Annotated in this window: 15 protein-coding genes and 1 pseudogene; all 16 read left to right on the top strand. The window is 69.5% G+C overall.

All coding sequences use genetic code 11. The annotated features are described in order from the left end of the window. Positions 1 to 2,314 (top strand): annotated as a pseudogene (locus tag VER05_RS15685) (DNA-directed RNA polymerase subunit beta'); the annotation flags it as partial. Between the two features lie 446 nt (positions 2,315 to 2,760). Continuing rightward, positions 2,761 to 3,129: a 30S ribosomal protein S12 gene (gene rpsL, locus VER05_RS15680; RefSeq protein WP_147794366.1), complete on the top strand. Its 369-nt coding sequence runs from the start codon at positions 2,761 to 2,763 to the stop codon at positions 3,127 to 3,129. 4 nt (positions 3,130 to 3,133) lie between these two features. Next, entirely contained in the window at positions 3,134 to 3,604 is a 471-nt protein-coding gene (gene rpsG / locus VER05_RS15675) for a 30S ribosomal protein S7 (protein WP_122147699.1), read from the top strand. 42 nt (positions 3,605 to 3,646) lie between these two features. Beyond that, entirely contained in the window at positions 3,647 to 5,764 is a 2,118-nt protein-coding gene (fusA, locus tag VER05_RS15670; protein WP_324846250.1) for an elongation factor G, read from the top strand. Positions 5,765 to 5,885: 121 nt separating this feature from the next. Further along, positions 5,886 to 7,076, top strand: coding sequence for an elongation factor Tu (gene tuf / locus VER05_RS15665; RefSeq protein WP_324846249.1), 1,191 nt, complete (start codon positions 5,886 to 5,888; stop codon positions 7,074 to 7,076). Positions 7,077 to 7,259: 183 nt separating this feature from the next. After that, positions 7,260 to 7,718, top strand: coding sequence for a hypothetical protein (locus VER05_RS15660; protein WP_324846248.1), 459 nt, complete (start codon positions 7,260 to 7,262; stop codon positions 7,716 to 7,718). A 372-nt stretch (positions 7,719 to 8,090) separates the two neighbouring features. After that, complete coding sequence (rpsJ, locus tag VER05_RS15655; RefSeq protein WP_122147693.1) at positions 8,091 to 8,399, top strand: 30S ribosomal protein S10; 309 nt, start codon at positions 8,091 to 8,093, stop codon at positions 8,397 to 8,399. Between the two features lie 23 nt (positions 8,400 to 8,422). Next, the gene (gene rplC, locus VER05_RS15650; RefSeq protein WP_147794361.1) at positions 8,423 to 9,082 is read left to right on the top strand and encodes a 50S ribosomal protein L3; all 660 of its coding nucleotides are present in this window, start codon (positions 8,423 to 8,425) and stop codon (positions 9,080 to 9,082) included. 5 nt (positions 9,083 to 9,087) lie between these two features. Next, positions 9,088 to 9,780, top strand: a complete 693-nt coding sequence (rplD, locus tag VER05_RS15645) for a 50S ribosomal protein L4 (RefSeq protein ID WP_218706665.1) — start codon at positions 9,088 to 9,090, stop codon at positions 9,778 to 9,780. After that, positions 9,777 to 10,079 carry a 50S ribosomal protein L23 gene (gene rplW / locus VER05_RS15640; protein WP_154728246.1) on the top strand — a complete coding sequence of 101 codons (303 nt, stop codon included), beginning with the start codon at positions 9,777 to 9,779 and terminating at the stop codon, positions 10,077 to 10,079. Before rplD ends, rplW begins: the two co-directional genes overlap by 4 nt. Positions 10,080 to 10,112: 33 nt before the next feature. Then, positions 10,113 to 10,949, top strand: a complete 837-nt coding sequence (gene rplB, locus VER05_RS15635) for a 50S ribosomal protein L2 (RefSeq protein WP_147794359.1) — start codon at positions 10,113 to 10,115, stop codon at positions 10,947 to 10,949. A 16-nt stretch (positions 10,950 to 10,965) separates the two neighbouring features. Next, entirely contained in the window at positions 10,966 to 11,247 is a 282-nt protein-coding gene (rpsS, locus tag VER05_RS15630; protein ID WP_147794358.1) for a 30S ribosomal protein S19, read from the top strand. A gap of 55 nt (positions 11,248 to 11,302) precedes the next feature. After that, on the top strand, positions 11,303 to 11,668 hold the full coding sequence (gene rplV, locus VER05_RS15625) for a 50S ribosomal protein L22 (protein ID WP_147794357.1): 366 nt from the start codon (positions 11,303 to 11,305) through the stop codon (positions 11,666 to 11,668). Between the two features lie 2 nt (positions 11,669 to 11,670). Then, on the top strand, positions 11,671 to 12,504 hold the full coding sequence (gene rpsC / locus VER05_RS15620) for a 30S ribosomal protein S3 (RefSeq protein WP_324846247.1): 834 nt from the start codon (positions 11,671 to 11,673) through the stop codon (positions 12,502 to 12,504). 3 nt (positions 12,505 to 12,507) lie between these two features. After that, positions 12,508 to 12,924, top strand: a complete 417-nt coding sequence (gene rplP / locus VER05_RS15615) for a 50S ribosomal protein L16 (protein WP_122147685.1) — start codon at positions 12,508 to 12,510, stop codon at positions 12,922 to 12,924. Continuing rightward, positions 12,924 to 13,163 carry a 50S ribosomal protein L29 gene (rpmC, locus tag VER05_RS15610; protein WP_109130752.1) on the top strand — a complete coding sequence of 80 codons (240 nt, stop codon included), beginning with the start codon at positions 12,924 to 12,926 and terminating at the stop codon, positions 13,161 to 13,163. Before rplP ends, rpmC begins: the two co-directional genes overlap by 1 nt.

The raw sequence follows: 13,163 nt of genomic DNA, 5'->3' as shown, positions 1-13,163 counted from the left end.
CAAGGCGATCCACCTGCACCCGCTCGTCTGCGGCGCGTTCAACGCCGACTTCGACGGCGACCAGATGGCCGTCCACCTGCCCCTGAGCGCCGAGGCGCAGGCCGAGGCCCGCATCCTCATGCTCTCGAGCAACAACATCCTGAAGCCGTCGGACGGCCGTCCGGTGACCATGCCCTCGCAGGACATGATCATCGGCCTGTTCCACCTGACCTCCGACAAGGTGGACCCGGTGGGCGCGGGCCGGGCGTTCAGCTCGGTGTCCGAGGCGATCATGGCGTTCGACCAGGGCTCGCTGGACCTCAACGCGGTCGTCAAGATCCGCATGGAGGGCCTCGTGTTCGGCCCCGGCCAGGAGCCCGAGGGCTTCTCCGCCGACGAGCCGTTCCTGTTCGAGACCTCGCTCGGCCGCGCGCTGTTCAACGAGCTGCTGCCGGTCGACTACCCGTACGAGAACGGCGTGGTCGACAAGAAGCGCCTCTCCGTGATCGTCAACGACCTCGCGGAGCGGTACCCGAAGGTCGAGGTCGCGGCCTCGCTCGACGCCCTGAAGGAGGCCGGCTTCCGCTGGGCCACCCGCTCGGGCGTGACCATCGCGATCTCCGACGTGGCGGCGCCGACCGCCAAGCAGGAGATCCTCACCGAGCACGAGGCGCGCGCGGCGAAGGTGCAGGGCCAGTACGACAAGGGCCTCATCACCGACGACGAGCGTCGCCAGGAGCTCATCGAGATCTGGACGCAGGCCACCGACAAGGTCGCCAAGGCGATGCAGGAGAACTTCAACGCCCGCAACACCGTGTTCCGCATGGTCGGCTCGGGTGCGCGTGGTAACTGGATGCAGGTCCGTCAGATCGCCGGCATGCGCGGCCTCGTGGCGAACCCGAAGGGCGAGATCATCCCGCGCCCGATCAAGTCCAACTACCGCGAGGGCCTGTCGGTCCTGGAGTACTTCATCGCGACGCACGGCGCCCGCAAGGGTCTGGCGGACACCGCGCTGCGGACCGCCGACTCGGGCTACCTGACGCGTCGTCTGGTGGACGTCTCCCAGGACGTCATCGTCCGCGAGGAGGACTGCGGCACCGAGCGCGGCCTGACCATGCCGATCGGCGTGGCCGGCACGGGCGGCGCGCTGCGCCGGCACGACAAGGTGGAGACCAGCGTCTACGCGCGCACCCTGGCCACCGCCGTCGAGATCGACGGCGAGGTCATCGGGAACGCGGGCGACGACGTGGGCGACGTGCTGCTCGACCGCCTGCTGGCGGCCGGCGTCGAGTCGCTCAAGGTCCGCTCCGTGCTGACCTGCGAGTCGCGCGTCGGCACCTGCGCCAAGTGCTACGGCCGCTCGCTGGCCACCGGCAAGCTGGTGGACATCGGCGAGGCCGTCGGCATCATCGCGGCGCAGTCCATCGGTGAGCCCGGCACGCAGCTGACGATGCGCACCTTCCACACCGGTGGTGTCGCGTCGGCCGAGGACATCACGCAGGGTCTGCCGCGTGTCCAGGAGCTCTTCGAGGCCCGCACCCCCAAGGGTGAGAGCCCCATCGCGGAGTTCTCCGGCCGCATCGCCATCGACGAGGCGGACCGGACGCGGCGCATCGTGCTGACGCCGGACGACGGCTCGGAGGAGATCGCCTACCCGATCACCAAGCGCTCGCGCCTGCTCGTGTCCGACGGCGACCACGTCGAGGTCGGCACGCAGCTGGTCCAGGGTGCGGTGGACCCGAAGAAGGTCCTGCGCATCCTCGGCCCGCGCGCCACGCAGAAGCACCTGGTGGACGAGGTCCAGGAGGTCTACAACTCCCAGGGCGTGGACATCCACGACAAGCACATCGAGGTCATCGTGCGGCAGATGCTGCGTCGCGTGACCGTGCTCGACTCGGGTGACACGGACCTGCTGCCGGGCGAGCTGGCCGAGCGCGGCCGGTTCGAGGACGCGAACCGCCGGGCGGTCGCCGAGGGCGGTCAGCCGGCCTCGGGTCGTCCGGAGCTGATGGGCATCACGAAGGCGTCGCTCGCGACGGACTCGTGGCTGTCGGCGGCGTCCTTCCAGGAGACGACCCGCGTCCTCACCGAGGCCGCGATGTCGGGCCGCTCGGACCCGCTGCTGGGCCTGAAGGAGAACGTGATCCTCGGCAAGCTGATCCCCGCCGGTACGGGCCTGCCCCGCTACCACGAGGTGTCGGTGGAGCCCACCGAGGAGGCGAAGGCCGAGCTGTACCCGTCCTTCGGCTACGACGAGATCGACTTCCCCGCCCTGGGCCTCGGCTCGGGCGAGGCGATCCCGCTCGAGGACATCGACTTCGGCGACTACCGCTGATCGTCGCTCCTCACCGGTCCGAGGGGGTCCGGTCGCGCCGCGTGCGTGACCGGGCCCCCTCGGCCCGTCCGGGGGAGCGGGAACACCCGCGGCCCCCGCGCTGTTGTGAGGGACGTCCCACCAGCCGACCGTCACCAGGTGCTTTGACCCCGGGGTGACGGCCGAGTAACGTGGGACACCGTGCCCGCGCCGTCGGGCTCTCGCGCGCGCTCACGTGGTCACCACGTGCGGCGCCGGGTGGATCGCCCCCACCGCACCTGCGTCCCCGGACCTCCGGGACCCGGTGTGCGGAGCAGGACGGGGTCGACACGCCCGGGTGCGGGGGTCGGAGCGGGACGCAAGACCTCTCGGGGTAGTCGCGCGACGGGCGACGATCCGGACCATTGCCGGCCGTCCAGGGTGACGGGTGCCGGTCAGACCAGACTCATCAACAAGACGGAGACGTAGTGCCTACGATCCAGCAGCTGGTCCGCAAGGGCCGGCAGGCGAAGACGAACAAGTCGAAGACGCCTGCCCTCAAGGGCAGCCCGCAGCGGCGCGGTGTGTGCACCCGCGTCTACACGACCACCCCCAAGAAGCCGAACTCGGCTCTGCGGAAGGTCGCGCGCGTCAAGCTCTCCTCGGGCATCGAGGTCACCGCGTACATCCCCGGTGAGGGCCACAACCTGCAGGAGCACTCCATCGTGCTCGTGCGCGGCGGTCGTGTGAAGGACCTCCCCGGTGTGCGCTACAAGATCATCCGTGGTGCTCTGGACACCCAGGGCGTGAAGAACCGTAAGCAGGCGCGCAGCCGCTACGGCGCGAAGAAGGGCTGAACCGATGCCTCGTAAGGGTCCCGCCCCCCGCCGGCCGCTGATCGTCGACCCGGTCTACGGCTCGCCGGTCGTCACGCAGCTCATCAACAAGGTCCTCCTCGACGGCAAGAAGTCCGTCGCCGAGGCCATCGTCTACGGCGCGCTCGAGGGCGTCCGCGAGAAGACCCAGGGCGACCCGGTCGTCGTGCTGAAGCGCGCGCTGGACAACGTCCGCCCGTCGCTCGAGGTCCGCTCCCGCCGCGTCGGTGGCGCCACCTACCAGGTCCCGGTCGAGGTCCGCCCCGTCCGCCAGACCACCCTCGCGCTGCGCTGGCTCACGGACTACTCGCGCGCTCGCCGCGAGAAGACCATGACCGAGCGCCTCATGAACGAGATCCTCGACGCCAGCAACGGCCTGGGCGCCGCGGTCAAGCGCCGCGAGGACATGCACAAGATGGCCGAGTCCAACAAGGCGTTCGCCCACTACCGCTGGTAATCCCAGCAGTAGGGCGGACCCCACTACCGAGGGGCTGAACCTGTGGCACTGGACGTGCTCACGGACCTGCACAAGGTCCGGAACATCGGCATCATGGCGCACATCGATGCCGGCAAGACCACGACGACCGAGCGGATCCTGTACTACACGGGCGTCAACTACAAGATCGGCGAGACCCACGACGGCGCGTCGACCACGGACTGGATGGAGCAGGAGCAGGAGCGTGGCATCACGATCACGTCCGCTGCTGTGACCGCCTTCTGGAACAAGGGCAAGTCGAACGAGACGCAGATCAACGTCATCGACACGCCCGGTCACGTGGACTTCACCGTCGAGGTGGAGCGCTCGCTGCGCGTGCTCGACGGCGCGGTCGCGGTGTTCGACGGCAAGGAGGGTGTGGAGCCCCAGTCGGAGACCGTGTGGCGCCAGGCCGACAAGTACGAGGTCCCCCGCATCTGCTTCGTCAACAAGATGGACAAGCTGGGCGCGGACTTCTACTTCACGGTCGACACCATCGTGAACCGCCTCAAGGCCAAGCCGCTGGTGCTCCAGCTGCCGATCGGCTCCGAGAACGACTTCATCGGCGTCGTCGACCTGGTCGAGATGCGCGCGCTCGTGTGGCGCGGCGAGACCGAGATGGGCGCGAAGTACGAGATCGAGGAGATCCCGGCCGACCTCCAGGACCGGGCGGACCAGTTCCGCGCCGAGCTGCTCGAGGCCGTCGCCGAGACCGACGACGAGCTGCTCGAGAAGTTCCTGGGCGGTGAGGAGCTCACGGTCGCCGAGATCAAGGCCGGCATCCGCAAGCTCACCATCGCGGGCGACGCGTACCCGGTCCTGTGCGGCTCGGCGTTCAAGAACAAGGGCGTCCAGCCCATGCTCGACGCCGTCGTCGACTACCTCCCGTCGCCCCTCGACGTCCCGGCCATCCAGGGCCACGACGTCAAGGACCCGGAGGTCGTCATCGAGCGGCACCCGGACGCCACGGAGCCGTTCTCGGCCCTGGCGTTCAAGATCGCCGCGCACCCGTTCTTCGGCAAGCTCACCTTCATCCGGGTGTACTCGGGCAAGGTCGTGCAGGGCGCCCAGGTCATGAACTCGACCAAGGGCAAGAAGGAGCGCATCGGGAAGATCTTCCAGATGCACGCCAACAAGGAGAACCCTGTCGACGAGGCCACGGCCGGTCACATCTACGCGTTCATCGGCCTGAAGGACGTCACCACCGGTGACACCCTGTCGGACATGAGCTCGCAGGTCATCCTCGAGTCGATGACCTTCCCCGAGCCGGTCATCGACGTGGCCATCGAGCCCAAGACGAAGGCCGACCAGGAGAAGCTCTCCACGGCGATCCAGAAGCTCGCCGAGGAGGACCCGACCTTCCGCGTCCGCCTGGACGAGGAGACCGGCCAGACCGTCATCGGCGGCATGGGCGAGCTCCACCTCGACATCCTCGTCGACCGCATGCGGCGCGAGTTCAAGGTCGAGGCCAACGTCGGCAAGCCGCAGGTGGCGTACCGCGAGACGATCCGCCGCAAGGTGGAGAAGATCGACTACACCCACAAGAAGCAGACGGGTGGCTCGGGCCAGTTCGCGAAGGTCCAGATGACCTTCGAGCCGCTGGAGTCCGAGGACGGCGAGCTGTACGCGTTCGAGAACGCGGTCACCGGTGGTCGCGTCCCGCGCGAGTACATCCCGTCGGTCGACCAGGGCATCCAGAGCGCCATGCAGCTCGGCGTGCTGGCCGGCTTCCCGCTGGTCGGCATCAAGGCAACGCTGCTCGACGGTGCGGCGCACGACGTCGACTCGTCCGAGATGGCGTTCAAGATCGCCGGCTCGATGATCCTCAAGGAGGCCGTCCGCAAGGCGGACCCGGTCCTCCTCGAGCCGGTCATGGCCGTCGAGGTGCGGACGCCCGAGGACTACATGGGCGACGTCATCGGCGACATCAACTCGCGTCGCGGCATGATCCAGTCCATGGAGGACGCGACGGGCGTGAAGGTGATCCGCGCCCAGGTGCCGCTCTCCGAGATGTTCGGCTACGTCGGCGACCTGCGGTCCAAGACCCAGGGTCGTGCGGTGTACTCGATGCAGTTCGACAGCTACGCCGAGGTTCCTCGGAATGTTGCCGACGAGATCATCAAGAAGACCCGGGGCGAGTAGTCCCACAGGTCGAACCAGAACGACCACCCAAACCGACCCGTAGGACCGCACGTCCGCGGGGGGCCGCACGGCCCCCCGCATCGTTCGGCAATCTCTACACCAGAGTCCTGAGGAGGACCCAGTGGGCAAGGCGAAGTTCGAGCGGACCAAGCCGCACGTCAACATCGGGACCATCGGTCACGTCGACCACGGCAAGACGACGCTGACCGCTGCCATCTCGAAGGTGCTGCACGACAAGTACCCGGAGCTGAACCCCTTCACGCCGTTCGACGAGATCGACAAGGCGCCCGAGGAGAAGCAGCGCGGCATCACGATCAACATCGCGCACGTCGAGTACCAGACGGAGAAGCGTCACTACGCTCACGTCGACGCGCCGGGTCACGCCGACTACATCAAGAACATGATCACGGGTGCGGCGCAGATGGACGGCGCCATCCTCGTGGTCGCCGCCACCGACGGCCCGATGGCCCAGACGCGCGAGCACGTCCTGCTCGCCCGCCAGGTCGGCGTGCCGTACCTGCTCGTGGCGCTCAACAAGTCCGACATGGTCGACGACGAGGAGATCCTCGAGCTCGTCGAGATGGAGGTCCGCGAGCTGCTGTCGTCGCAGGGCTTCGACGGCGACAACGCGCCGGTCATCCGCGTCTCCGGCCTGAAGGCCCTCGAGGGCGACGCCCAGTGGGTCAAGTCGGTCGAGGACCTGCTGGACGCCGTGGACGAGTCCGTCCCGGAGCCGGTCCGTGACATGGACAAGCCGTTCCTCATGCCGATCGAGGACGTCTTCACGATCACCGGTCGTGGCACCGTCGTCACCGGCAAGGTCGACCGCGGCAAGCTGCAGATCAACTCCGAGGTCGAGATCGTCGGCATCCGCCCGGCGCAGAAGACCACGGTCACCGGCATCGAGATGTTCCACAAGCAGATGGACGAGGCGTGGGCCGGCGAGAACTGCGGCCTCCTGCTCCGTGGCACCAAGCGTGAGGACGTCGAGCGCGGCCAGGTCGTCGTGAAGCCGGGCTCGATCACGCCGCACACCGAGTTCGAGGGCCAGGTCTACATCCTGGCCAAGGACGAGGGCGGGCGTCACAACCCGTTCTACTCGAACTACCGTCCGCAGTTCTACTTCCGGACCACGGACGTCACCGGCGTCATCACGCTGCCCGAGGGCACCGAGATGGTCATGCCCGGCGACAACACGGAGATCTCCGTGACGCTGATCCAGCCCATCGCGATGGAGGAGGGCCTCGGCTTCGCCATCCGCGAGGGCGGCCGCACCGTCGGCTCGGGCCGCGTCACCAAGATCGTCAAGTGATCTGATCCCCTCGGGGAGCTAGACCACACCGGGAGGGCCCGGGTGCTGCGGCACCCGGGCCCTTTCGCGTGCCCCGGTGCCTGCACACGTCGGGTGGGCGGACCGCCGCCCCTCGGACGCCGGAAGGCGCCCGGGTGGCGGTGGTCAGGCCCTACGATGGCGCCGGGAGACAGGGGGGCTGCCGTGGCGGGCGCCGACGTGGACACGCAGTCGCAGGGCACCGCCGGCGGGGGCCGGGCGACCAGGTCCGGCGGACGCCGGACGCGGATGGTCGTCGTGGGCGCGCTGGCCGTGGCGCTCGTGGCCGCCGGCGCCGTCGTGGCCCTGTCCGGTCGCGGACCCGCGGCGTGCGCGCGCACCGCCGAGGCGCCGGCGGGCGACGGGGAGGCCGTGTCCGCCGTCCTCGGCGCGCAGCCCGAGCTCGCGGACGGCCTGCGCGTCGGGGTCGGCGGGGTCTCCGACGACGGGTGCAGCGCGCACCTGGGACTCACGGGCTCCCCGGCGCGCTGGGTCGCGGTGGGGGAGTCGGTGGCGGCCGGCGAGGGCGAGCTGACCGTGCTGTCGATCCGGCGTGGCGAGGGCGGCGGCACCGGCGGGGACGAGGTCCGGCTCTGGTACGCGCCGGGCCCGGCCGCCGGTTGAGGCGACCGGCCCCGCACGGCACGCGCGTCGAGCGCGACGGACCGCCGCGGCGCGTGATCACGCGGGTGTGACGCAGGTCCGGTTGGACCTTTCGGGTCGCGGCTGGCACACTAGACAAGTTGCCCGACGACGGGGGTGCCTGCGCGCGTGCGCTCGGATGCCCCGACGAGCGGGCACGGGACGCGTGCGAGTCCAGCTCACAGCCCGGGGTCACCCGGCGTCGGACTCATCACCAAACGAACGACCTCGTCCCAGCCGGCGCGCGCCCTGCGCACCCGGCCGGGACCGGCGCTGAGGAACGTCGCGAAAAGCGACACGCCCGAGCGCGGGGGTCGGACTCCAGTAGTTCGAGAGAGAGAAGCAGACGACGCCATGGCGGGACAGAAGATCCGCATCCGGCTCAAGTCCTACGACCACGAGGTCATCGACAGCTCGGCGCGCAAGATCGTCGACACGGTGAGCCGCGCTGGTGCGACGGTCGTGGGCCCGGTGCCGCTCCCGACGGAGAAGAACGTCTTCGTCGTCATCCGGTCGCCCCACAAGTACAAGGACAGCCGCGAGCACTTCGAGATGCGCACGCACAAGCGGCTCATCGACATCATCGATCCCACGCCGAAGGCGGTCGACTCGCTCATGCGTCTCGACCTGCCCGCGGACGTGAACATCGAGATCAAGCTCTGACGCTGGGAAGGAACTGATCTTTCATGGTTACCCAGCAGAACGCGCGCCCCGTCACGGCGGTGCTCGGCACGAAGCTCGGCATGACGCAGGTCTGGGACGACAACGGTCGTCTCGTCCCCGTCACCGTGGTCTCGGTCGGCACCAACGTCGTGACCCAGGTGCGCTCCGCTGAGGCCGACGGCTACGCCGCGGTGCAGCTGGCCTACGGCCAGGTGGACCCGCGCAAGGTCACGAAGCCGCTGAAGGGCCACTTCGAGAAGGCGGGGGTCACCCCCCGTCGGCACGTGGCCGAGATCCGGACGCCGGACGCCGCCGAGTACACGCTCGGCCAGGAGATCACCGCGGAGGCCTTCGCGGCCGGCGCGCTGGTCGACGTCATCGGCACCACCAAGGGCAAGGGCACCGCCGGTGTCATGAAGCGCCACGGGTTCTCCGGCGTGGGCGCCTCGCACGGTGCGCACCGCAACCACCGCAAGCCGGGCTCGATCGGTGGCGCCTCGACGCCGTCGCGCGTGTTCAAGGGCCTGCGGATGGCCGGTCGCATGGGCCACGCCCGCCAGACCACCCAGAACCTGACCGTCCACGCGGTCGACGCCGAGAAGGGTCTGCTGCTGCTCAAGGGCGCGGTTCCGGGCCCGAAGCGGGGCGTCGTCGTCGTGCGTACCGCCGTGAAGGGGGCATGAACCACATGTCCGAGACGCTGACCGTCGACGTGCTCGACGCCCAGGGCAAGAAGGCCGGCACGGCCGACCTGCCCGGTGAGGTGTTCGACGCGCAGACGAACGTCCCGCTGATCCACCAGGTGGTCGTCGCCCAGCTCGCCGCCGCGCGCCAGGGCACCCACGACACCAAGACCCGCGGCGAGGTCCGCGGTGGTGGCAAGAAGCCGTACAAGCAGAAGGGCACCGGCCGCGCCCGCCAGGGTTCGACCCGTGCGCCGCAGTTCGCCGGCGGTGGCACCGTCCACGGCCCGACCCCGCGCGACTACTCCCAGCGGACCCCGAAGAAGATGAAGGCCGCGGCGCTCCGCGGTGCTCTCTCGGACCGCGCCCGCGCCGGCCGCGTCCACGTCGTCACCGGCTTCGGTGTCGACGAGGCGCCGTCGACCAAGGCCGCGCTGCAGGTCCTGGACACGCTGTCCGGCCGCAAGCACGTCCTCGTGGTCGTGGAGCGCGCGGACGAGCTGGCCTGGAAGTCGCTGCGGAACGTCGAGCGGGTCCACCTGCTCGTCGCCGACCAGCTCAACACCTACGACGTGCTCGTCTCCGACGACGTCGTGTTCACCCAGGGCGCGCTCGACACGTTCCTCGCCGGTCCCGTCAAGGGCCGCGGCGCGACCGCCGTCGCGACGTCGTCCGAGGCCGAGGAGGACGCCAAGTGACCACCGTCGCCAAGGACCCCCGCGACATCCTGATCGCGCCGGTCGTCTCGGAGAAGAGCTACGGGCTGCTCGACGAGGGCAAGTACACCTTCATCGTCGACCCGCGCGCCAACAAGACCGAGATCAAGATCGCCGTCGAGCAGGTCTTCTCGGTCAAGGTCGATTCCGTGAACACGATCAACCGCAAGGGCAAGACGCGGCGGACCCGTTCCGGCACCGGCAAGCGCAAGGACACGAAGCGCGCGATCGTCACCCTCCGCGAGGGCACGATCGACATCTTCGGCGGACCGGTCGGCTGACCGGGCCCGAGAGCAGATTGAGGACAGATCCCCATGGGAATCCGTAAGTACAAGCCGACGACGCCGGGGCGCCGCGGCGCGAGCGTCGCCGACTTCGTCGAGATCACGCGCTCCACGCCGGAGAAGTCTCTGGTCCGCCCGCTGCACAAGACCGGTGGTCGTAACTCGACCGGCCGCGTCACCATGCGGCACCAGGGTGGTGGCCACAAGCGCGCCTACCGCGTGATCGACTTCCGTCGTCACGACAAGGACGGCGTGCCGGCCAAGGTCGCGCACATCGAGTACGACCCGAACCGCACCGCGCGCATCGCGCTCCTGCACTACGCGGACGGCGAGAAGCGCTACATCATCGCGCCGAACAAGCTGAAGCAGGGCGACGTCGTCGAGAACGGCGCCGGTGCCGACATCAAGCCCGGCAACAACCTGCCGCTGCGCAACATCCCGACCGGTACCACGATCCACGCCATCGAGCTCAAGCCCGGTGGCGGCGCCAAGATCGCCCGCTCCGCGGGTGCCTCGGTGCAGCTGGTCGCGAAGGACGGGCCGTACGCGCAGCTGCGCATGCCCTCCGGCGAGATCCGCAACGTCGACCTGCGCTGCCGCGCCACGGTCGGCGAGGTGGGCAACGCCGAGCAGTCGAACATCAACTGGGGCAAGGCCGGCCGCATGCGCTGGAAGGGCAAGCGCCCCTCCGTCCGCGGTGTCGCGATGAACCCGATCGACCACCCGCACGGTGGTGGTGAGGGCAAGACGTCCGGTGGTCGTCACCCGGTGAGCCCCTGGGGCCAGCCGGAGGGCCGCACGCGTCGTCCGAACAAGCCGAGCGACAAGCTCATCGTCCGTCGCCGCCGCACCGGCAAGAAGCGCTGATAGGGAGCCGGGAGACATGCCTCGCAGCCTGAAGAAGGGGCCCTTCGTCGACGGGCACCTGCAGAAGAAGGTCGACGTTCAGAACGCCGCCGGCACCAAGAACGTCATCAAGACGTGGTCGCGTCGTTCGATGATCACCCCGGACTTCCTGGGCCACACGTTCGCGGTGCACGACGGCCGCAAGCACACGCCGGTGTTCGTGACGGAGTCGATGGTCGGGCACAAGCTCGGCGAGTTCGCCCCGACGCGCACGTTCCGCGGCCACGAGAAGGACGACCGGAAGGGCCGTCGCCGCTGACCCCCGGGTCAGCTGAGCGACTGCCCTGACGGCAGAGACAGAAGGCAGGACAGCAATGGAAGCCAAGGCGAAGGCGCGGTTCGTCCGCGTCACGCCCCAGAAGGCCCGGCGCGTCGTGGACCTCATCCGTGGCAAGCAGGCCGGCGAGGCCGTGTCGACGCTGAAGTTCGCGCCGCAGGCCGCGGGCGAGACGGTCCTCAAGGTCGTCGAGTCCGCGATCGCGAACGCCCGCGAGGGCGCCAAGCGCGCCGGTGAGCGCTTCGACGAGGGCAACCTCTACGTGGCCGAGGCGTTCGTGGACGAGGGTCCGACGCTGAAGCGGTTCCGCCCCCGGGCGCAGGGCCGCGCGAGCCAGATCCTCAAGCGCACGAGCCACATCACCGTGGTCGTCGCCGAGCGTGAGACGAAGGGAAGGGCCTGACAGTGGGACAGAAGGTCAACCCGCTCGGGTACCGCCTGGGCATCACGACCGACCACCGCTCGCGGTGGTTCGCCGACTCGACCAAGCCGGGTCAGCGGTACCGCGACTACGTCCGCGAGGACGTCCAGATCCGCAAGCTCATGAGCACGGGTCTCGAGCGCGCGGGCATCGCGAAGGTGGAGATCGAGCGCACGCGTGACCGCGTCCGCGTCGACATCCACACCGCGCGCCCGGGCATCGTCATCGGCCGCCGCGGCGCCGAGGCGGACCGCATCCGCGGTGAGCTCGAGAAGCTCACGGGCAAGCAGGTGCAGCTCAACATCCTCGAGGTCAAGAACGCCGAGATCGAGGCTCAGCTGGTCGCGCAGGGCATCGCCGAGCAGCTGGCGAGCCGCGTGTCCTTCCGTCGTGCGATGCGCAAGGGCATGCAGTCCGCGCAGCGCGCCGGCGCCAAGGGCATCCGCGTGCAGGTCTCCGGCCGCCTCGGCGGCGCGGAGATGAGCCGCACGGAGTTCTACCGCGAGGGCCGTGTGCCGCTGCACACGCTCCGCGCGAACATCGACTACGGCTTCTTCGAGGCCCGCACGACCTTCGGCCGCATCGGCGTGAAGGTCTGGGTCTACAAGGGCGACATGACCGAGCGCGACTTCGCGCGCGAGCAGGCCACCCAGGCCCCGCGCCAGTCCCGTGGCCCCCGTGGGGACCGCGGCGGCGACCGTGGCCCGCGTGGCGGCGGCCGTCGGAACGAGCGGACCGAGGCCCCCGCGGCCGAGTCCGCCGCCCCGGCCGCGGCTGCCGCGGAGACGTCGGCTCCTGAGACCGGAACGGAGGCCTGAGCCGTGCTGATCCCGCGCAGGCTGAAGCACCGCAAGCAGCACCACCCCGGGCGCTCCGGCGCCGCGACCGGTGGCACCGCGATCTCGTTCGGCGAGTTCGGCATCCAGGCTCTGGAGCCGGCCTACGTCACGAACCGCCAGATCGAGGCTGCTCGTATCGCGATGACCCGCCACATCAAGCGTGGCGGCAAGGTCTGGATCAACATCTACCCGGACCGTCCGCTCACGAAGAAGCCCGCCGAGACCCGCATGGGTTCCGGTAAGGGTTCGCCGGAGTGGTGGATCGCCAACGTCAAGCCCGGCCGAGTGATGTTCGAGCTCGCCGGCGTCCCGGAGCCGCTGGCTCGCGAGGCCATGCGCCGCGCGCAGCACAAGCTCCCGATGAAGACCCGTTTCGTGGTTCGCGAGGGTGGTAACTGATGGCTATCGGCACCAAGGACCTGGCTCCCACCGAGCTGGACGCCTTCGACGACGAGCGCCTCGTGGCCGAGCTGAAGAAGGCCAAGGAGGAGCTGTTCAACCTGCGCTTCCAGTCGGCCACCGGTCAGCTCGAGAGCCACGGCCGCCTCAAGGCCGTGCGTCGCGACATCGCCCGGATCTACACGATCCTGCGCGAGCGCGAGCTCGGCATCCGGACCGCGCCCAGCGCGAGCGAGTGA

Source organism: Cellulomonas sp., from assembly GCF_035634735.1.
Taxonomy (GTDB): domain Bacteria; phylum Actinomycetota; class Actinomycetes; order Actinomycetales; family Cellulomonadaceae; genus Cellulomonas.
Note: the sequence above shows the minus strand (reverse complement) of the source record. Positions and strands in the feature narration are given on the sequence as shown.

Bases quoted from the DNA above. Each gene is read 5' to 3' on its own strand.
- rpsJ (WP_122147693.1), top strand. From the start codon at position 8,091: ATGGCGGGACAGAAGATCCGCATCCGGCTCAAGTCCTACGACCACGAG.
- rpsG (WP_122147699.1), top strand. From the start codon at position 3,134: ATGCCTCGTAAGGGTCCCGCCCCCCGCCGGCCGCTGATCGTCGACCCG.
- rpmC (WP_109130752.1), top strand. From the start codon at position 12,924: ATGGCTATCGGCACCAAGGACCTGGCTCCCACCGAGCTGGACGCCTTC.
- rplC (WP_147794361.1), top strand. From the start codon at position 8,423: ATGGTTACCCAGCAGAACGCGCGCCCCGTCACGGCGGTGCTCGGCACG.
- rpsS (WP_147794358.1), top strand. From the start codon at position 10,966: ATGCCTCGCAGCCTGAAGAAGGGGCCCTTCGTCGACGGGCACCTGCAG.
- rplV (WP_147794357.1), top strand. From the start codon at position 11,303: ATGGAAGCCAAGGCGAAGGCGCGGTTCGTCCGCGTCACGCCCCAGAAG.
- rplD (WP_218706665.1), top strand. From the start codon at position 9,088: ATGTCCGAGACGCTGACCGTCGACGTGCTCGACGCCCAGGGCAAGAAG.
- rplB (WP_147794359.1), top strand. From the start codon at position 10,113: ATGGGAATCCGTAAGTACAAGCCGACGACGCCGGGGCGCCGCGGCGCG.